The sequence below is a fragment of the Wenyingzhuangia heitensis genome (assembly GCF_011762155.1).
GTDB classification, from domain to species: Bacteria; Bacteroidota; Bacteroidia; order Flavobacteriales; family Flavobacteriaceae; genus Wenyingzhuangia; species Wenyingzhuangia heitensis.
This window is the reverse complement of record NZ_JAASQL010000001.1, coordinates 1,738,484-1,759,188: the sequence shown is the minus strand read 5'-3', so window position 1 is coordinate 1,759,188 and position 20,705 is coordinate 1,738,484. Positions and strand designations below refer to the sequence as shown.

Annotated in this window: 17 protein-coding genes; 9 read left to right on the top strand and 8 right to left on the bottom strand. The window is 30.5% G+C overall.

Going from position 1 to position 20,705, the window contains the following annotated elements; all coding sequences use genetic code 11:
* The first annotated feature begins 3 nt into the window (after positions 1-3).
* Together miaA and FHR24_RS07260 are read left to right on the top strand one after the other, a co-directional pair.
* Positions 4-906, top strand: coding sequence for a tRNA (adenosine(37)-N6)-dimethylallyltransferase MiaA (gene miaA, locus FHR24_RS07265; protein ID WP_167186045.1), 903 nt, complete (start codon positions 4-6; stop codon positions 904-906).
* An 86-nt stretch (positions 907-992) separates the two neighbouring features.
* Positions 993-2,558, top strand: a complete 1,566-nt coding sequence (locus FHR24_RS07260) for an FMN-binding glutamate synthase family protein (protein ID WP_167186042.1) — start codon at positions 993-995, stop codon at positions 2,556-2,558.
* 56 nt (positions 2,559-2,614) lie between these two features.
* Here the strand turns inward: FHR24_RS07260 and glmS are convergent, their stop codons facing one another.
* The gene (glmS, locus tag FHR24_RS07255; protein WP_167186039.1) at positions 2,615-4,459 is read right to left on the bottom strand and encodes a glutamine--fructose-6-phosphate transaminase (isomerizing); all 1,845 of its coding nucleotides are present in this window, start codon (positions 4,457-4,459) and stop codon (positions 2,615-2,617) included.
* Between the two features lie 3 nt (positions 4,460-4,462).
* On the bottom strand, positions 4,463-6,454 hold the full coding sequence (locus FHR24_RS07250) for a DUF4954 family protein (protein ID WP_167186036.1): 1,992 nt from the start codon (positions 6,452-6,454) through the stop codon (positions 4,463-4,465).
* Between the two features lie 220 nt (positions 6,455-6,674).
* Between FHR24_RS07250 and FHR24_RS07245 the strand changes: the two genes are divergently transcribed.
* Together FHR24_RS07245 and FHR24_RS07240 are read left to right on the top strand one after the other, a co-directional pair.
* Positions 6,675-7,580: a UDP-2,3-diacylglucosamine diphosphatase gene (locus FHR24_RS07245; RefSeq protein ID WP_167186033.1), complete on the top strand. Its 906-nt coding sequence runs from the start codon at positions 6,675-6,677 to the stop codon at positions 7,578-7,580.
* Positions 7,580-8,569 (top strand): glycosyltransferase family protein, encoded by a 990-nt coding sequence (locus tag FHR24_RS07240; RefSeq protein WP_167186030.1) that lies wholly within the window; start codon positions 7,580-7,582, stop codon positions 8,567-8,569. Before FHR24_RS07245 ends, FHR24_RS07240 begins: the two co-directional genes overlap by 1 nt.
* On the opposite strand, the gene FHR24_RS07235 is transcribed toward FHR24_RS07240, so the two are convergent.
* The 5 genes from FHR24_RS07235 to FHR24_RS07215 form a co-directional block, all read right to left on the bottom strand.
* Positions 8,566-9,126, bottom strand: coding sequence for a tRNA (cytidine(34)-2'-O)-methyltransferase (locus FHR24_RS07235; RefSeq protein ID WP_167186027.1), 561 nt, complete (start codon positions 9,124-9,126; stop codon positions 8,566-8,568). The two genes, FHR24_RS07240 and FHR24_RS07235, sit on opposite strands and share 4 nt — an antisense overlap.
* Positions 9,102-12,458, bottom strand: a complete 3,357-nt coding sequence (gene secA, locus FHR24_RS07230; protein WP_167186024.1) for a preprotein translocase subunit SecA — start codon at positions 12,456-12,458, stop codon at positions 9,102-9,104. The genes FHR24_RS07235 and secA overlap by 25 nt, the downstream gene beginning before the upstream one ends.
* An 82-nt stretch (positions 12,459-12,540) precedes the next feature.
* Positions 12,541-12,762, bottom strand: coding sequence for a DUF2795 domain-containing protein (locus FHR24_RS07225; protein WP_068825177.1), 222 nt, complete (start codon positions 12,760-12,762; stop codon positions 12,541-12,543).
* 78 nt (positions 12,763-12,840) lie between these two features.
* On the bottom strand, positions 12,841-13,416 hold the full coding sequence (locus FHR24_RS07220) for a cob(I)yrinic acid a,c-diamide adenosyltransferase (RefSeq protein WP_167186021.1): 576 nt from the start codon (positions 13,414-13,416) through the stop codon (positions 12,841-12,843).
* A gap of 2 nt (positions 13,417-13,418) precedes the next feature.
* On the bottom strand, positions 13,419-14,108 hold the full coding sequence (locus FHR24_RS07215) for an O-methyltransferase (protein WP_243846510.1): 690 nt from the start codon (positions 14,106-14,108) through the stop codon (positions 13,419-13,421).
* 171 nt (positions 14,109-14,279) lie between these two features.
* Here FHR24_RS07215 and FHR24_RS07210 point away from each other — a divergent pair, with 171 nt between their 5' ends.
* The 3 genes from FHR24_RS07210 to FHR24_RS07200 are packed head-to-tail and all read left to right on the top strand — an operon-like array spanning position 14,280 to position 17,845.
* On the top strand, positions 14,280-15,062 hold the full coding sequence (locus FHR24_RS07210) for a polysaccharide biosynthesis/export family protein (protein ID WP_167186015.1): 783 nt from the start codon (positions 14,280-14,282) through the stop codon (positions 15,060-15,062).
* A 6-nt stretch (positions 15,063-15,068) separates the two neighbouring features.
* Positions 15,069-17,546 (top strand): exopolysaccharide transport family protein, encoded by a 2,478-nt coding sequence (locus tag FHR24_RS07205; protein ID WP_167186012.1) that lies wholly within the window; start codon positions 15,069-15,071, stop codon positions 17,544-17,546.
* A gap of 2 nt (positions 17,547-17,548) precedes the next feature.
* Positions 17,549-17,845: an FtsB family cell division protein gene (locus FHR24_RS07200; RefSeq protein ID WP_167186009.1), complete on the top strand. Its 297-nt coding sequence runs from the start codon at positions 17,549-17,551 to the stop codon at positions 17,843-17,845.
* 61 nt (positions 17,846-17,906) lie between these two features.
* On the opposite strand, the gene FHR24_RS07195 is transcribed toward FHR24_RS07200, so the two are convergent.
* The gene (locus FHR24_RS07195; RefSeq protein ID WP_167186006.1) at positions 17,907-19,076 is read right to left on the bottom strand and encodes a THUMP domain-containing class I SAM-dependent RNA methyltransferase; all 1,170 of its coding nucleotides are present in this window, start codon (positions 19,074-19,076) and stop codon (positions 17,907-17,909) included.
* Between the two features lie 102 nt (positions 19,077-19,178).
* Here FHR24_RS07195 and FHR24_RS07190 point away from each other — a divergent pair, with 102 nt between their 5' ends.
* Together FHR24_RS07190 and FHR24_RS07185 are read left to right on the top strand one after the other, a co-directional pair.
* On the top strand, positions 19,179-19,910 hold the full coding sequence (locus FHR24_RS07190) for a class I SAM-dependent methyltransferase (protein ID WP_167186003.1): 732 nt from the start codon (positions 19,179-19,181) through the stop codon (positions 19,908-19,910).
* On the top strand, positions 19,907-20,614 hold the full coding sequence (locus FHR24_RS07185; protein ID WP_167186000.1) for a ZIP family metal transporter: 708 nt from the start codon (positions 19,907-19,909) through the stop codon (positions 20,612-20,614). The genes FHR24_RS07190 and FHR24_RS07185 overlap by 4 nt, the downstream gene beginning before the upstream one ends.
* Positions 20,615-20,705: the final 91 nt, after the last annotated feature.

Sequence of the window (20,705 nt, the reverse complement as noted above, 5' to 3'; positions counted from 1 at the left end):
TAAATGAATTATTTAATCACCATAGTAGGCCCTACAGCCATAGGGAAAACAGCACTAAGTATTAAACTGGCTCAACATTTTAATGCCGAAATAATTTCTTGTGATTCTAGACAATTTTTTAAAGAAATGAGCATTGGTACCGCCGTGCCAGAACCCGAAGAATTAACCGCAGCCACACATCATTTTATACAACATAAAAGCATTCATCAAGAATATAGTGTTGGACATTTTGAACGTGAAGCCCTAACCAAATTGGATGAATTATTTACCCACCACAACACCGTAATTATGGTGGGTGGTAGTGGTTTATATGCCGATGCTGTTATTAATGGATTGGATTATTTTCCAACAATTGATGCTAGTGTTAGGGAGGGATTAAACAAAAAGTTAGACACAGAAGGATTAGAAAGTTTACAAAATCAACTTAAAGAATTAGATGTAGAAACTTATCATCAAATTGCGATAGAAAACCCACACAGGGTTATTCGTGCTTTAGAAGTTTGTATTGGAAGCGGACAAACCTACAGTTCTTTTAAAAACAAACCCAAAACCCCCAGAAATTTTACCACTATTAAAATAGGGCTAACTGCAGATAGAGAGGTTATGTATGACAGAATCAATCGTAGGGTTGATCTGATGCTAGACAAAGGTTTGTTAAAAGAAGCAAAAGAACTTTACCCTTTAAAAGATTTAAACGCACTACAAACTGTTGGCTATAGAGAACTATTTAGTTTTTTTAACAATACCATCACTTTTGATTTTGCGATACAAGAAATAAAGAAAAACTCCAGACGTTTTGCAAAAAGACAAATGACTTGGTTTAAAAAAGATGCAGAAACCTTATGGTTTGATTACTTATCTCCTACTGATTCTATTCTAAAAGAAATTCATTCTAAATTAGAATAATAACTATCTCTAAACGAATAATTGGTACAGAAATAGCTGGGTTAATTTACAATTAAATCAACACCTTATTTTATAAAACAACAACCATGAAAGCTAGACAAATTTTTTATATATTATCTTTAGTTATCACTTCATCCATAGGATTGCTATCCATACAAAATTCTAATTTTTTATGGGCTTTTATTGTATTTATTCCTCTTATTTTATTGGGATTTTTTGATGTTTTACAAACCAAACACACCATTAGAAGAAATTTTCCTGTAATAGGAAACATTAGGTATTTATTAGAAAAAATTCGTCCTGAAATTATGCAGTATTTTGTAGAAACAGATACGCAAGGAAGACCTATAGATCGATTACACCGTAATTTAATATATGAACGTTCCAAAAAAACAAATGACACCACTCCTTTTGGAACTCAATTAGATGTTTACGGTGCGGGTTACGAATGGATGGAACATTCTATTTATGCAAAAAATCATACTTGTGAAGATTGTGAACCTAGAGTTTTAGTAGGTGGTAAAGACTGTTTACAACCTTACTCGGCAAGTATTTTAAATATTTCTGCAATGAGCTTTGGTTCTTTAAGTAAAAATGCTGTTTTAGCCATGAATACTGGAGCTAAAATTGGAGGGTTTGCTCACAACACAGGTGAAGGAGGAATTAGTCCTTACCACAAACAACCTGGTGGAGATTTAATTTGGCAAATAGGAACAGGATATTTTGGCTGCAGAACAGAAAATGGTGATTTTAATTCTGAAAAATTTAAAGAAAATGCCACTCTTGACAATGTTAAAATGATTGAAATTAAAATTTCTCAAGGTGCAAAACCAGGTCATGGAGGAATTTTACCTGCTGCTAAAAACACAAAAGAAATTGCAGCCATTAGACATGTAAAACCTCATACAGATGTACTTTCTCCTCCGGGGCATACAGCGTTTACTACTCCTGATGAATTAATGACCTTTATTCAAAAACTTAGAGATTTATCTGGTGGAAAACCTATTGGATTTAAAATTTGTATTGGTAAAAAATCTGAATTTATTGCCATTTGTAAAGCCATGGTCAATTCTGGTATTAAACCTGATTTTATAACCATTGATGGCGGTGAAGGTGGTACAGGTGCTGCTCCTGTTGAATTTTCAAATTCTGTAGGAATGCCTTTAAGAGACGGATTAACTTTTGCAATAGATACTTTAATAGGTTACAATTTAAAGAAAGATATTAAAGTGATTGCTTCTGGAAAAGTATTTACAAGTTTTCACATGGCCAGATTAATTGCTGTAGGAGCAGATATGATCAATAGCGCTCGTGCTATGATGATGGCTACTGGTTGTATACAAGCTTTACAATGTAATAGAAATACCTGTCCTGTAGGTGTTGCTACACAAGATGAACGTTTGATGAAAGGATTGGTGGTAAAAGACAAATCACAAAGAGTTGCCAACTATCATCAAGAAACTATTAAAAGCTTTTTAGAACTATTAGCGGCCTCTGGAGTTACAGAGCCTAATGAATTAAAACGTGAACACATTAGCAGAAGGGTAGAAATGAATGAAGTTCTAAACTACAGTCAAATTTATCCTGAAATTACACCTGGTCAATATTTAAAAACAGAAGTTGATCAGCGGTTAAAACGAGTTGATAAATAAACAAATAGGGCTATCTAAAATTTTAGATAGCCCTATTTGTTTATTCCTATTTTTTGTTATTCTACAGTAACAGATTTTGCTAAATTTCTAGGTTGATCTACATTACATCCTTTTAAAACTGCTACGTGGTAAGAGAATAATTGTAATGGAATTACCGATACAATTGGTTGTAACATATCTGAAACTCTTGGCACTTTAAAAACATAATCTGCTGTGTCTATCATTTCATTGTCATCATCATTTACAACAGCTACAATAGGTCCTTTTCTAGCTTTTACTTCCTGTGCATTAGAAACTAACTTGTCGTAATACTCATTATTAGTTGCTATAATTACTGTTGGTAAAGATTCTTCAATCATCGCAATAGGTCCATGTTTCATTTCTGCCGCAGGATATCCTTCTGCATGAATGTATGAAATCTCTTTTAACTTTAAAGCTCCTTCTAAAGCAATAGGAAAGTTAATCCCTCTACCTAAAAACAAAAAACTTGTTGTTTCTGTATAGTTTTTAGCGACTGTTTTTATGTGATCATCCGTAGCAAAAATTTGATTCACTACAGACGGTATTGTTTTAATTTCTTTTACCAAAGCATTCGCTTTTTCTTGAGAAATTTCATTTCTTTCTAAACCTAACTGAATGGCCAATAAAGAAACCACGGCTACCTGTGCTGTAAACGCTTTGGTAGAAGCTACTCCTATTTCTGCACCTGCATAGGTATAAGCAGTAAAATCACATTCTCTAGCCATAGAAGAATTAAATACATTACAAATACAAAATGTAGTTGCTCCTTGTGCTTTAGAGTAACGCAAAGCTGCTAAAGTATCTGCTGTTTCTCCAGATTGAGAAATAGCCATTACAATATCATCTTTTGTAATAATCGGATTTCTATATCTAAACTCCGAAGCGTACTCAACTTCTACCGGAATTCTAGCCAATTCTTCTATAATATACTCTCCTACAATTCCTGCATGCCAAGAAGTTCCACAAGACACAATTATGATTCTTTTTGCTTTTACTAACTTTTCTTTTAATTCATCTAAATTTTCAAAATGAATGTCTGAGTTTTCTGTGTTTAAATGACTAAATAAAGTGTTTTTAATAGTTGAAGGTTGTTCAAAAATTTCCTTTAACATATAATGTTCATAGTCACCTTTACTTACTTTATCTAAGTTTAAATCTAAGTTTTTTACTTTATATGATTTTTCTACCCCATAGATATCAGTAACTTTCATTTTCTTACCTCTTTCTAAGACTACAATTTCATCATCATTTAAATACACCAAAGATTGTGTATACTCTATAATTGGAATTGCATCAGAAGCCACATAAAACTCATCATTTGTTTCTGTTAAACCAATAGCTAACGGACTACCTTTTCTGGTAACCACCATTTTATTAGGTTCCTTTTTATCTAAAACAGCAATGGCATAAGCTCCATTAACGTTTTGTAATGCTTTTTTAACAGCATCTTCTATATTTAATTTTTCTTTATCTTGAACAAACTGGATGTAATTTACCAACACCTCTGTATCTGTTTGTCCTAAAAAAGAGAAACCATGATCTATTAATTCATCTTTTAGAAATTTGTAGTTTTCTATAATTCCGTTATGAACAATAACAATTTCTCCATTGTTAGATTTGTGAGGATGTGCGTTTTCTTGAGTAGGTTCTCCGTGTGTTGCCCAACGAGTATGAGCAATTCCAGTAGTAATTCCGTCTACTTTATCATCAATACTTTGTTCTAAATTAATTACTTTACCTGGTTGTTTGTAGACTAATATATCTTTGTCTAAAACAGCAATTCCTGCACTATCATATCCTCTATATTCTAATTTTTTTAATCCATCAACTAAAATATCAGATGCTTTTTTAGTTCCAATATATCCAACAATTCCGCACATAATTTATTCTTTAATTTCTTTTATTTGAGCAATTATTTTGTCTCCTAATTTTTCTTTTCTTTCAATATGGTTTAATATTTCTACCACCGTAGAATTATTTTCAAACTCCCCTCTTACACTTTTAAAATCGGCAAGTCTTTCTTCTTCATTACCATCTGCACCAAAACCAACATGAGTATGAAGAGCAAATTCTTTACTTGCATCTTTGTACAACATTTTATCTAACTCCACTACTGATTTTTTCCATTTTTCAACAATAGAAATAAATTCATTTTGAGTAATTGTTGCTATCTTAATTCCATAAAAAGTTTCGATCAACTCAACTGCCCAATTCCATTCGTACTTATAATACTTATTATTGATTGTATTTAATTCTTCAATCACATTATCAATAGTACTTAATTCTAACCTTTCTACCTTATCAACAAAAAGATTTAACGCTGTAATGGGACATAATAAACCACTTACATCAATCCATTTCCCTTGTCCAATGGTCGATTTTGGTTTTAACACCTCTCTTAAATCTTCTAAAGTTTCAATTTTTTCTTTTTCTACTCTAGAAATAATAGAATTTCCTAAAAATTTATTAATTACCGTATTATACATTTTAATTCCATTGTGCAAACTAGATTTTTTAATGACCATATCTTGATAATTATATTCCTCTAATTTATCTCCAGAAATTGCAGCAATGTCATATAAATGCTTTAAACCTTGAGTCGCTTTATGAATGGTATAAGGACTTAATAAGTTAAAGTTGATAATATCCATTCTATTGTCTTCTGCCCTATTATCACGTTTTGGCCACTTTTGAGCATCTCTTACCGTACCCACACTTTTTAAATTAGCTCCCGGTACTAAGTAAGATTTATTTTTATCTTCTATTAAATATGAAAATGGAAAGTCTGAAGAATCTACATGTTGATAATGTCTACCCATTACCAATGTAAAAGGTCCTATTTTAGACGGCCATAAAACATAAGAATCACTAGTTGTTTTAGCACCACGCTCCATAATTCCTTGATGAATAGGTCCTAATTTATACATATGATTACTTTGGTTAGATCCACTACCTGCATTCATAAAAGAAAACAATCCTGCAATTAATAATGTAGATTTATGATGTGTAACCGTATAAGGTCCTGCAAAAACAGAACAAGCTTCTCCATTAAAACCTTGACAATTCGCAAAAAAGATAGAGTGCTCTATAGAATAATGTTTATCTATTTTACATCCTTGACCTATAAAACTGTTGACTAAAATTGAAGAATTATCTACACTAGAATCGCTAGAAACTATAAAGTTTGTAGCCATTACTCCTGTACCAATAAATACTTTGGATGTATTGGTAGAATTAATACTACCATTAACTAATTTAGATGCTGATATAATAGAGGTACCATTTCCTATACAAACACCTTTTATTGTATTGGTATTTAATATTGTTACATTATCTCCAATTTTACCAATAGTTGATGTGATAGAATCTGTATATTCTACAATCATTCTCTTTAGCTCATCAACCAATACTGTTCTATGTCTATATAGAGCTAATAAATAAGCTATTTGAGCAGATAATTGATTAAAAATTAAAATATCTCTACCTCCTCCTTCATTAATTACATCAACACTAACTCCATTTCCAAAACTACAAGCACCATCTACAGCAATAATATCAACATTATCTATCAATACATTATCTCCAATTTCATAATTTGCAATGTAGTTTTTCACATTATTTATAAACGGATTTTCTCCTATTTTACAATTGTGTAAGTGTACGTTTTTTATGCAATTATTTTTTGAAATACCACCGTAAAAAGTTTTACTTCCTTTAATTTCACTTACATAATTCGTTCCCGAAAACTCTACAGAAACAATTCTAGACAAGTCAGTAGTGTTTTTTATATACAATTCATTCCAGTTTAGGGAACTACATCCTTGTGATTTTAACAAAAGGATTTCTTCTGATTTTATAAGTCTATATTCTTTCAAATTTCTTAGCTTGTTATTAGTCCAAATATATAAAATTTAACATAGATTAATTTTGATACATCTATTGAATTCTAATAATTCATGAATAAATGTACTAACATCGATATTTTACATAGACTTAACACAGAACAATACTAAAAAGTGTTTTTTAATAACCTTTAATTAAATTACTTTTAACAATATAACGATACGTTTGTAGGATTAAAGTTTTTATATTTATATGCCTACATCAAAAAAGAAACAAAAGAAAAGAAAAGTAGATGTCGTAGTTGTTTCTGACATACACTTAGGTACATACGGTTCTAGAGCTAAAGAATTACTAAATTACTTAAAAACCATTGAACCCAAGAAGTTAATTTTAAATGGAGATATTATAGATATCTGGCAGTTTAAAAAAAGATACTTTCCAAAACCTCACATGAAGGTTATAAAATACATCACCTCTTTGGTAACCAAAGGTACAGAAGTTTATTATATAACTGGTAATCATGATGAAATGCTACGTAAATTTGTAGGTTTTGAAATAGGAAACTTTCAGTTAGTAAACAAATTAGTGTTAGAATTAGATGGTAAAAAAGCCTGGTTTTTTCATGGAGATGTGTTTGATGTCACCATGCAACATTCTAAATGGTTAGCCAAATTGGGTGGAGTAGGTTATGATTCTTTAATTATGATTAACACACTAGTGAATTGGATTAGTGAAAATATTCTAGGAAAAGGTCGTATTTCTTTTTCTAAAAAAATAAAAAACAGCGTAAAGTCTGCCGTAAAACACATCAATAGTTTTGAGGATACAGCTGCCGAAATTGCTTTTTTAAACGAATATGATTATGTGGTTTGTGGACATATTCATCAGCCACAACAAAGAATTATTACCAACGATAAAAATGAATCGGTAGAATATTTAAATTCTGGAGATTGGATAGAAAATTTAACGGCTTTAGAATACAATAAAAAAGCTTGGACAATTTATCATTATCAAGAAGATCTTATTGCTCAAAAACTGCAACCTACAGATCACGATCATGAAAATGATTTAGGAAAAGCAGATTTAAAAAACAAAGACTTATTTAAAGAATTGATGAAAGAAATTAATGTAATTGATAATAAAACCATCAATCATTAATGAAAGTATTATACGCTATTCAAGGAACAGGTAATGGACACCTAAGTCGTGCCAGAGATATTATTCCTATTTTACAGCAAAAAGTCGATTTAGATATTTTGGTAAGTGGTGTACAAGCGGATGTAAAACTCCCTTTTACCATCAAATATCAACTCCAAGGTCTAAGTTTTATTTTTGGCAAAAAAGGAGGAGTTGATTTATGGAAAACCATTAAAAACTCTGATTTTAGAACCTTTCGAAAAGAAATGAATAAAATAAATATTCAACAATACGATTTGGTAATAAATGATTTTGAACCTTTATCTGCATGGGCTGCAAAACTAAAGAATATTCCATGTGTATCTATGAGTCATCAAGCTGCTGTTAAAGCCAAAGAAAGTCCAAAACCAAAAAAAAGAGATGTAATAGGTGAGCGTATTTTAAAGCGTTACGCTCCTACAAATACATATTATGGTTTTCATTTTGAAAAATACAATCTTAAAATATTTACACCTATAATCCGTAAAGAAATTAGAGACTTAAAACCTATAAACGGAAATCATTTTACGGTTTATTTACCTGCTTATGGAGATGATAAATTGATTCAATTTTTTAGTCAATTTAAAAACACTAATTGGCATATTTTTTCTAAACACACAAAAAAATCATACTATCAAAAAAATATATTGATAGAACCTGTTAACAATGAAGCCTTTATCAAAAGTTTTGAAACTTGTGAAGGAATTATATGCGGAGCAGGTTTTGAAACTCCTGCAGAAGCTTTGTTTTTACAAAAAAAATTATTGGTTATTCCTATGAAAAATCAATATGAGCAACAATGTAATGCCGCTGCTTTAGAAAACCTAGGTGTACCTGTTGTTAAAAAATTAAAAAATAAACATATACAAATTGTTCACGAATGGATTGCCGAAGATCAATACATCCCTGTAAATTATCCTAACGAAACTGAAGACATTATTGATTTGATTATATCAGAACGCAAACCTTAAGTTAATTGCCTTAAACACTCCCCTAAAACCATAGCCACTGCGTTTCCTAAATTAAAACTACGAATGGGTCCAGGAAAAGGAATAGTTCTTAATTGGTTTTTGTATTCTTCTTGAATTTCAGCTGATAATCCTTTGGCCTCTTTTCCAAAAAACAACCAGTCTCCATTTTTAAACTTTGTTTCATAAATGGATGTTGAAGCTCTTGCTGATAATAAAAACATTCTTTCTTTATTAGAAATCAATTTTGTCAAATCATCAAAAGATTCATGAATAGTAATGTCTAAATCTTTCCAATAATCCAACCCCGCTCTTTTTACACGTGAATCTGATATTTCAAATCCTAAAGGTTTTACCAAGTGTAATTTTGCATGGCAACCTACGCAAAGCCTACCAATATTACCGGTGTTGTTTGGTATCTGAGGATGTACCAGCACAATATTTAAATACGTTTTTTCTTCCACAATATATTCTTTTAAATAAAAAAGCTCTTTTAACGTTGTTAAAAGAGCTTTTTTATTAATTACCGTACTATTTAAGCCAAACCTGTTAACACCCATTTTCCTGTTTCTAACAACGGAATTGCTTGTTTAAATTTAGTTTCTTTTTTCTCTCCAGTTTGCACATTCTGAATCACCACCTTATCGTTTCTACCAATTTTTGGTTGCTCTCTAACAATAGTTTCTTGTACAGGTTGCTGTGCTGTTTGTGAGTTTTGAATTGCTTGTCTATTAGCTGCTTCTGACGAGTTTAAAACCTCTTGTTTAGACGTTTGTACATTTTGAGCTTTCTTTTGTTCTTTAGCTTCAGAAATTTGCTGATTACTATCTGGCAATTCTCCTTTAAACAAGAAAGACAATACTTCTTTGTTTACTTTTTCTAACATCTTTTTAAATAATTCATAAGCTTCAAACTTATAAATCAATAATGGATCTTTTTGTTCGTAAGATGCATTTTGAACCGATTGTTTTAAATCATCCATTTTACGTAAATGATCTTTCCACTCATCATCTATAATTGCTAGTGTGATGTTTTTTTCAAAATCAGAAATTAGCTCTGCTCCTTCAGTTTCGTATGATTTTTTTAAATCTGTAACAACTCTTAATGATTTTACTCCATCACTAAAAGGAACCACAATACGCTCATATTTATCTCCTTCGGTTTCAAAAACATTTTTAATAATAGGAAATGCTGTATGTGCATTTCTAGCCATTTTATCTTGGTAATGTTTCATCACTACCTCATATAATTTGTCTGATAAATCTTGAGGCAATGTGTTTTCAAATTCTTCTTCGGTAAAAGGGGAACTCATAGATGTAGAAACAATCAGCTCAAACTCAAAGTTTTTATAATCGTTTACTGCTTTGTTATTATCTACAATAGCTGCACATGCATCATAAACCATATTGGCTATATCTACTTGTAAACGTTTTCCATCTAGTGCATGTCGTCTACGTTTATAAACTACCTCACGCTGAGAGTTCATAATATCATCATACTCTAACAAACGCTTACGAATACCAAAGTTATTTTCTTCGACTTTTTTCTGTGCTCTTTCAATAGATTTTGTAATCATAGAGTGCTGAATTACTTCACCCTCTTCTAAGCCCATTCTATCCATCATTTTGGCTATTCTATCAGAACCAAACAAACGCATTAGGTTGTCTTCTAAAGATACGTAGAATTGAGAAGAACCAACATCTCCTTGACGACCTGCACGACCACGTAACTGACGGTCTACACGTCTAGAATCATGACGTTCTGTACCAATAATAGCTAAACCTCCAGCAGCTTTTACTTCATCAGACAGTTTAATATCTGTACCACGACCTGCCATATTGGTTGCAATGGTTACAATTCCTGGTTTACCAGCCTCTGCAACTACATCTGCTTCTTTCTTATGCAGTTTTGCGTTTAATACGTTGTGTTTAATTTTTCTGATAGATAACATTCTACCTAATAATTCAGAAATTTCTACCGATGTTGTTCCAACTAAAACAGGTCTTCCTGCCTCTACTAGTTTAACAACATCATCTATAACAGCGTTGTACTTTTCTCTAGCTGTTTTATAAATTAAGTCTTCTTTATCTTCTCTTGCGATTGGTTTGTTAGTTGGAACCACTACCACATCCAGTTTATAAATTTGCCAAAATTCCCCAGCTTCTGTAATTGCTGTACCTGTCATACCAGACAGTTTGCGATACATTCTAAAGTAATTTTGTAATGTTACCGTTGCATATGTTTGTGAAGCTGCTTCAATTTTCACATCTTCTTTAGCTTCAATTGCCTGGTGTAAACCATCAGAATAACGACGACCATCCATAATACGACCCGTTTGTTCATCAACAATTTTAACTTTATTTTCCATGACTACATACTCTACATCTTTTTCAAACAAAGTGTAGGCTTTTAGCAATTGATTTAATGTGTGAATTCTTTCACTTTTAATGCTAAAATCTCTATATAAATCTTCTTTTTGTTCTATTTTTTCTTCGTCAGAAATTTCAGAAGCTTCTATTTGACCTATTTTTACACCAATATCTGGCAACACAAAAAAGTCCCCTCCTTCTTGACCAGACAGAGCAGCAATCCCCTTTTCTGTCAATTCGATAGAATTATTTTTTTCTTCTATCACAAAGTACAATTCCTGATCTATTTTAGGCATTTCTTTGTTATTATCTTGCATGTAGTGATTTTCAGTTTTTTGTAACAACTGCTTAATCCCTTCTTGTGATAAAAACTTAATTAATGCTTTATTTTTAGGCAAACCTCTATATACTCTTAGCAATTGGAAAGCTCCTTCTTTACTATCTCCTTCTTTGATTAATTTTTTAGCATTTGCCAATACCCCCACCAAATATTTACTTTGTAGACTAACAATATCTGCAACCTTTGGTTTTAGTTCGTTAAATTCATGTCTATCTCCATCTTGCACCTGTCCCGAAATAATTAAAGGGGTACGTGCATCGTCAATTAAAACAGAATCCACCTCATCTACAATAGCATAATTAGGTTTACGTTGTACTAAATCTTCTACATTACTAGCCATGTTATCACGCAAGTAATCAAAACCAAATTCATTATTTGTTCCGTACGTAATATCTGCATTGTATGCAGCTCTTCTTTCTGGTGAATTAGATTGGTAGTTATCTATACAATCAATAGTTAATCCGTGGAACTGAAATAAAGGTGCCATCCACGCACTATCACGTTTTGCTAAATAATCGTTCACGGTTACTACATGCACACCTTTTCCTGCCAAAGCATTTAAGTATATTGGCAAAGTTGCTACTAAGGTTTTACCTTCCCCAGTCATCATCTCTGCAATTTTACCTTGATGCAACACAGAACCACCAATTAACTGAACATCATAATGAATCATATTCCAAACGACATCAGTTCCAGAAGCATTCCAAGAGTTTTGCCAAACAGCTTTGTCTTGATCAACCAATTGAACATATTCTTTAGTTGCGGACAATTCTCTATCATAAGACGTTGCTGTAACTTCTAGTTGAGTGTTTTCTGTAAATCTTTTTGCTGTTTCTTTTACAACAGCAAAAGCCTCTGCTTGTATGTCTTTTAACACTTTTTCAGAAGCATCGTAAGCTTGATCTTTTAAAGCATCTATTTGATTATAGATTCCTTCTTTAGCATCAAGTTCAGCAGTTTTAGCTTGTTGTTCTAATTCGGCAATTTCATCATCTATAGACTTAGTTGCTGTTGCTATTAAGCTCTTAAACTCTACTGTTTTAGCTCTTAATTCATCAATTGTTAATTTTTGTAAAGCCGCTTCGTAACTTCTTACTTCGGCTACTATAGGTTGTAGTAATTTTAAATCTTTTTGTTGTTTGTCTCCAACAAAAACTTTGATTACTGAGTCTAATATCCCCATTTTATTTTTTTGTTTATGTCTCAAATTTAAATAAAAAAAAAGCCTCTAATGAGACTTTCTTTTTATTTAATTCTGCTGTAATTTAATATTCTTCTTCGTTCCAAAGATAATCTTCTTCAGTCGGATAGTCTGGCCAAATTTCTACAATATCATCATAGATTTCTCCTTCATCCTCTAAACTTTGTAAATTCTCCACAACTTCTAGTGGTGCTCCTGTTCTAATAGCAAAATCAATTAGTTCGTCTTTTGAAGCTGGCCAAGGTGCATCTGCTAAATAGTTAGCTAATTCTAAAGTCCAATACATTTTTTTTCAAATTATAATTATTGCAAAAATAATTTTTTAATTAAAAAAGTCAAGTTTTTTTTTAGTCTTTTAAAGAACTTATTTTTGTTTGTTCGGAATCCACTTAATTTCATCCGCTTGTAATTGTTTTGACAACATTCGTGCCAACACAAACAGGTAATCTGAAAGACGGTTTAAATAAGTGATTACACCTGTATTGACAGGTTCATCCTTACTTAACAACACACTTATTCTTTCTGCCCTTCTACACACTGTTCTTGCTATATGACAATATGACACCGATGTATGACCACCAGGCAGCACAAAATGTGTCATTTGTGGCAATTGTTTATCTAGACTATCAATTTCTATTTCTAACTCTTCTATTTCTTTACTTCCAAAATCTCCTAAACCTAATCTACTTTTTCCGTTTTTTAAGATTTCTTTATCTTGTGGTGTTGCTAAAAAAGCTCCTACTACAAATAATTGATTCTGAATTTTGACCAAAAAATCTTTGTGCTTTTGCTCTATTTCTTGATCTCTGATTAAACCCATATAAGAATTTAATTCATCTACAGTTCCATAAGCATCTATTCTAATATTAGATTTAGAAACTCTTTGTCCTCCAAACAGAGAGGTTTCTCCCTTGTCTCCTGTTTTTGTATATATCTTCATTTTTAGAATCTAATTTTAAAATGTTCTTTGTTTTGTTCTGTTCTAAAAAAGACCAATCCCCATTGAAATAAATCTACAGTAGCGGTTACTTCTGGATGTTTTTTTATTTCTTGCCAAGCTTCTTTCATTCCTTCTGACCAATAAATATCATCAAAAATAAAAACTGAATTATTGTGTTTCGCTTTTAAACACTGCTTAAAATAAATTAATGTAGCCTCTTTTTGATGATTTCCGTCAAAAAAAACCAAATCATACGTGTTGGCATCTATCACTTTGGGCAAAATTTTATTAAAATCTCCTTGAACTAAATTTAATTGTAAATTGTAATTCATCAATTGTTCTTGGGCAACTGCTAATGTTTTTGAACATCCTTCTATAGATGTAACTTTAATTTTAGGATGATTTGCCAAAATAGAGAATGTTCCCATACCCAACGAGGTACCCAATTCTAAAATATTTTTACAATCTAAATAGCCAACAATCCTATTTAATAATTGAGCGTATTTTTTAGATACACCTGCGTTTTTAGCAATATCACTAATTTTTCTGTGATTATTTTTAAAAACTCTAGATCCAGATCCTAAATCTGTAATCTCTATAAAATTTGTATTATTCTTTAATTTTTGTCTGTAACTATCTATTTGTGCTTGAATAGAAGTGGGAGTTTTTTGATACAAACACTTTGTAACCAACTTATAAACAAAGGGAGAGTGAACACCGTGCTGGTTCGTTGAATTTATTATATATTTAAAGTAATCTATTATCATAATACTTGCTAAAAACATCTGTAAAAGTAAAGTAAATTAAAGTTAGAAACTCTAATTTATAATTTTATATTTGTTATTTAAGACATTTCTTATTCTATGAAAAACATTGTTACGGCCTTTATTACATTGATTTTATTGACGTCTTGCGTTAGTAATAAAAGAACAACATATTTACAAGGAGACTTGTCTGAAAAAAAATATGATTTCCCACACCAGAGTTTTAAGACTCAAATAAATGATATTCTTTTAATTACGGTTACGTCTAAAGACGAAGAATTGACTAATTTTTTTAATTCGTTAGGAAATAGTGGTGGTTCCTCACAAGGTAACATCAACAACATAAACCCTTATTTTAATGGGTATAGAATTGACCCTCACGGAAATATTAGATTGCCTTATATTGGAGAAATGAATGCTTTGGGATATTCTTTAGATCAAATTCGTAAAAACATAGAAACAGAACTAGGAAAATACATTCAGAATACTGATACTTTTTTTGTAACAGTAAAAAATGCAGGAATAAAATACACCATTGTAGGAGAAATTGGAGCTCCAGGAACCAATACCTTGCAAGCTTACGAAGCAACTATTATTGATGCTATTGCAAATTCAGGAGATATTACTCAATACGGAAACAGAACCAACGTAGAAGTTATTAGACAAGAAAAAAACGGGGTACAAAAATATTTAATTGATTTGACCAATGTTGAAAGTTTAAATTCTAATGTATTTTTATTAAAAAACAACGATATTATAAACATAAAGCCAATACGACAAAAACCTGTTGGAATTGGAACTACGGGTTTAAGTGTGTTTAATACTGTTCTTTCTACATTTACGGTAGCAATTACCACTATTTTATTTATTAACTCTTTATAGTCATATATGGATTCTAAAAACCTAAAAAACATTACTTCAGAATTTGGTTCTATAGACTTAAAAGGATATTTACTTAAAGTTGTTAGTTACTGGAAACTCTTTGTTTTGTCTGTTATTATCTCTTTAGCTTTTGCTAAATATAAAAACATGATGAATACTGACAATTATAATATTAGTACTCAAATTACCATTAACGAGAAATCAAACCCTATGTTTTCTTCTAATACAAACATCTCTTTTAACTGGGGTGGTGCTAGTGATATGGTAGAATCTGTAAAAGCAGAATTCAAATCTAGAACACATAATGAAAAGGTAGTTGAGAAACTTCAGTTTTATATTAATTATTTAGAAAAGGAAGAAATTCTTTTTAAGACAAGATATAAAGATATATATGGCTATACTCCTTTTGTTATCAACCTTAACAATAAAGAATCCTATCAAATACAAAACGACAAAGTTGAACTTATTTTTAAGACTCCCAACACAGTACAAGTAACTTTAGATTTGGGAGAAAACCGAACAAATGCTTCTACTTATAATTATTTTACACATAACTCTAAAGGGATTACTCTTAAAAATAATCGTTATCAAAAAACATTTGATATTACCAAAAGCATACAAACTCCTTTTTGTGAATTTGACTTACATTTGGTAAACAACCCTGTTCTAAACAAACCCTATTATATTAGCTTTAGTTCTTTTAACGGTACTGTTGGTAGCTATAGATCTCTTAATATTAACTCTGCAGTAACAGGTACTTCTTTGTTAAACCTGAGTATGCAAGGAGCTAACAAAAAACGTTTAATTGATTATATAAACAAAACAGTTCAAGTTTTAGGAGAAGGAGAAAAGCAAGAAAAAATTACTTATGCTGTAAATACAAAAAAGTTTATTGACTCTTTATTTGTTATAGAAAATAATAAGCTAAATAATATTGAAGAAGAGTTAATCAAATTTAAAACAGACAACTCTGTAAAGCTTTCTAGTGAAGGTGAAAGAGCTTACGATCAAATTTTAGATTACGAAAATCAACAAAAAGAATTAAAGGACAATACCGAATTATTACTTCGTTTTAAAAACAGTACGCTTAGTAATGATTTAGATATTAAGAATATTCCTCTTTCGGAAATACAAGATATTGGTTTACAAACAGCTCTAACAGAACTGATTAATCAATTAATGTTAAAAGAGAGATTGTTAAGTAATCACATCTATCCTTCTCATCCTGATTTTATCGAATTGAACAATAAAATCAAACTATCTAAAGAAAACATTAAAGGTAGAATTAATGCTTTAATTGTTTACAATACAGAAAAATCAAAAAAAATAGACACTCATATTACAGAAGTTAAATACTCTATTAAAGATCTACCTCTTAAAGAGCATCAATTACTACAATTGGAAAAAGATTATGTTTTATCAGAAACAAATTACAATATTTTAAAACAAAAAAGTTACGATGCTGGTGCAGCTATTGCAGCCAACTCTTCAAGTATAAAAGTAATAGACAATGCTAAAGATATTGGACAAGGTCCATTGGCTAACAAATCGTCTTTTAACTATGTGGTATCTATATTACTTGCTATTATTTTACCTTTAATTTTTATTACCATTATTGAAGCTTTAGATGATAGTGTTTATACTGTAGAACAATTAGAAAAACTATACAGAGTACCTGTACTGGGAGTTATTGGTAAAAACAAAAGTGAATCTAACTTAGTTTTGTTACACAGTCCTAATTCTTCTGTTGCAGAATCTTACAGAGCTATTAGATCTAATATTCCTTACTTATTTCACAAGGAAAATGTTAACAAAAACAACAAAACAATCTTATGTACCTCTTCTATTGGTGGAGAAGGTAAAACAGTAACTTCTATGAACATTGCTAGTTCATATGCTTTAAGTGGTAAAAAAACTGTTTTATTAGGATTTGACTTAAGAAAACCTAAAATTCATAAGGACTTCCATTTAAAAAATACAGAAATTGGTTTGGTAGATTATATTATTGGTAATCTAAGTCTAGAAGAAGTTATTCAGCCCACAGACGTTCCTGGTTTAGATATTATTTTAACAGGAACTATTCCGCCAAATCCATCTGAGTTAATTTTAAGTGATGCTACCAAAGAATTGTTTGCAGACCTTAAAATGCTATACGATTATGTAATTATTGACACCCCTCCTATTGGTTTGGTGTCTGATGCTCTTGATTTAATGCAATTTTCTGATGCCAATATTTATGTAACTAGACAAGGCTATACGAAGAAAGGAATGATGAAAATGATTGATCAAAAATACACCAATTACGAAGTAGTTAATATTGCCTTTGTATTAAATGACTTTGCTCAATCTTCTAAATACGGTTATAGATACGGATATGGGTATGGGTATGGATATGGATATGGTTCTTACGGATATCATTCTGATGACAAAGTAAGCTTAATGCAACATGTTAAAAATATTTTTACTAAGAAAAAACCTATATAAAAATGAAGTTAAAGCTTCTACGAAATAAGAAAAACATTCTTCCTCTTGTTCTTTTTATATTTGTGATTTGGGTCCTTTTTTTTGATGCAAACTCATATCTATATCAACGAGAACATGACAACGAAATAAAAAAATTAGAAAAGAGTATTGAGTTTTATCAAAAAGAAATTGAAAAAAACAGAAAAACAATAGATGACCTTTCTATTCAAAAAAACTTAAACAATTACGCAAGAGAAAAATATCATTATAAGAAAAAAGAAGAATACCTTTATCTTATAGAATACGATACTATAAATTAATACAAAAAGAGCTTTCAATAAAATTGAAAGCTCTTTTTAGTTATACTTAAATCAAAAACAATTAGTAATCGTTTTTTTTGGCTTTTTTACTCCCTTCATAAATTTCGTACTTTACAAACTTACAATCTAAATCACTGTTTTTAATTGCAATTCTTCTGCTTGTTTTTAAACCTACGTATTTTAAAGCTTCTATATCAGAAGTGATAAACCAGGCTGATGAATTATGATAATGATGCTTTAAAGTATCTCCAATGCTTTTATAAAAACCTTCTACATCGTCTAACTTTAATCTTTCTCCATAAGGAGGGTTAAACAAAATTGTAGTAGGTCCATGTACTTCTTTAGTAGAATTAAAAAAGTTTACATGGTGTACTCCTATAAACTCACCCAAATTAGCATTTTCTATATTTTCATTTGCTTTTCTAACTGCAGAGGGAGCTTTATCAAATCCCATAATTTTAAACTGAGGATCTCTAATTTTTTTAATTAATGAGTCTTGAATTATAAAAAACAAATTCTCATCAAAATCTTTCCATTTTTCAAAAGCAAACTCCTTGCGGTTAATATTTGCCGGGATGTTACAAGCAATCATAGCTGCTTCTATCAAAAGAGTGGCAGAACCACACATGGGATCTATAAAGTTTTGATCTCCTTTATATCCTGAAAGTAAAATTAATCCTGCCGCTAAAACTTCATTTATTGGAGCTAAATTGGTATTTAGTCGATACCCTCTTTTGTGCAAAGAGTCTCCAGAACTATCTAAAGAAACAGTGGCAACCCCATTTCTATCTACATGTACATTTACTTTTAAATCTGGGTGTTTAATATCAACATTAGGTCTAGATTCGTATCTAGCCATAAAATAATCTGCAATAGCATCTTTGGTTTTTAGCGCTAAATAATGTGTATTGTCTGTTAATCCACTAAATTGATTGGTTCCTTTGGTAGCAAATGTCCCCGAAACAGACAGATATTTTTCCCAACGAATCTTTAATAAATTTTTATAAAGCTCGTCTTCGTTTCTAATTTTAAACTTAATAATAGGTTTTAAAATTCTAATGGCCGTTCTTAAATATAAATTTGCTTTGTACATAAAACCCTCATCACCAACAAACTCCACCATTCTAACCCCTGCCTTTACATCTTGTGCACCTAACTCTTTTAACTCGTTAGATAACACTTCTTCTAGTCCTTGTAAGGTAGTGGCTACCATTTTAAAATTACTACTCATAAACTTATAAATTTTATACAAAAGTAATTGTTTGTAATGTCTTTTGAATAAAACTACTAAAGAATAAATTAACTAAATTTGACAGCCTACAAATAAAAGTAAATGGACAATACAAAAACTTGGTTTAGCGAATGGTTTAACACCACTTATTATCACATTTTATACAAAAACAGAAATAACGAAGAAGCTCAAAGATTTATTAAAAATTTGGTTTCCTTTTTAAAACTGCCTAAAGAAAATACCATTCTAGATTTGGCTTGTGGAAAAGGAAGACATTCTATTTTTTTAAACTCTTTAGGTTACAATGTAATTGGTGCAGATTTGTCTAAAAACAGTATAGACTACGCAAATAAATTTGGAAATAGCAAACTAAAATTTATAGTACAAGACATGCGTAAACCTTTTAATATAAAAGTAAATGCTGTTTTTAATATGTTTACAAGTTTTGGTTATTTTGATGACGACAATGATGATATTCAGGTTTTAAAGAATATTGAAACCATGATTGAAACTGACGGAGTTGCTGTTGTTGATTATATGAATGTAAATAAAGTAATTAAAAATCTAGTAAAGAGTGAAACGATTGCCAGGGACCATTTAAATTTTAACATAAAAAGACACCTTACAAACGGATTTATTACCAAAGATATAGACTTAACGGACAAAGGAGAAGAGTTTCATTTTCAAGAAAGAGTAAAAGCAATTGATTTAGACAAATTCACAAGCTATTGTGAACACGCAAATTTAAAAATTAACCATATCTTTGGCGATTATAATTTATCAGAATTTAACTCAGACACTTCTGATAGATTGATCTTGATTTTAAGCAAATGATTTATATATATTTAATAGCTTCTGTTTTAGTTAGTGTTCTTTTTGTTAGCATTAGTCACCCCAAAAAAAAGTTTATTCAACTATTACTTTCTTTTAGTGGAGCCTATTTGTTATCTATGACCATTAGCCACTTATTGCCAGAAACGTTTGGAATATTAGGTTCTAATCATCAACACGACAACACTCAAACAGTAAACACAAAATTAATTGGAGCCTTTATTTTATTAGGAATTTTAATCCAATTAGTTTTAGAATCTTTTTCTAAAGGAGCAGAACACGGACACGTACATATTCACGATAGTAAAAAACAATTTCCTTGGATGTTATTTATAAGTTTGTGCCTGCACGCTTTTTCTGAAGGAATACCTTTAGGGTATGACAAAAATCAATCTTTTTTATGGGCTATTGTAATTCATAAAATACCTGTTGGAATTGTACTAACCTCTTTTTTTCTTAAATATAAATACGAGTTAAAAAAAGTTATTTTTTTTATGACAACTTTTGCTCTAATGAGTCCTTTAGGAAGTTTATTGGCATCTAAAATTCATTTCTTTCAGCATTATCAAAACTACATCACCGCTATTATTATCGGTATATTTTTACACATATCTACAGTTATTCTTTTTGAAAGCTCAGAGAATCATAAGTTTAGCTATCCTAAGTTTATTGCTATTTTATTAGGAATGGCGGTTGCTTTATTTTAATTAGCACTAGTCTTTTAGAACCTACAAAAGACCTCTTTTTCTTTTATAATAAAAAGTAAAAAGGCTATATTAGTAATGCATATGAATGATG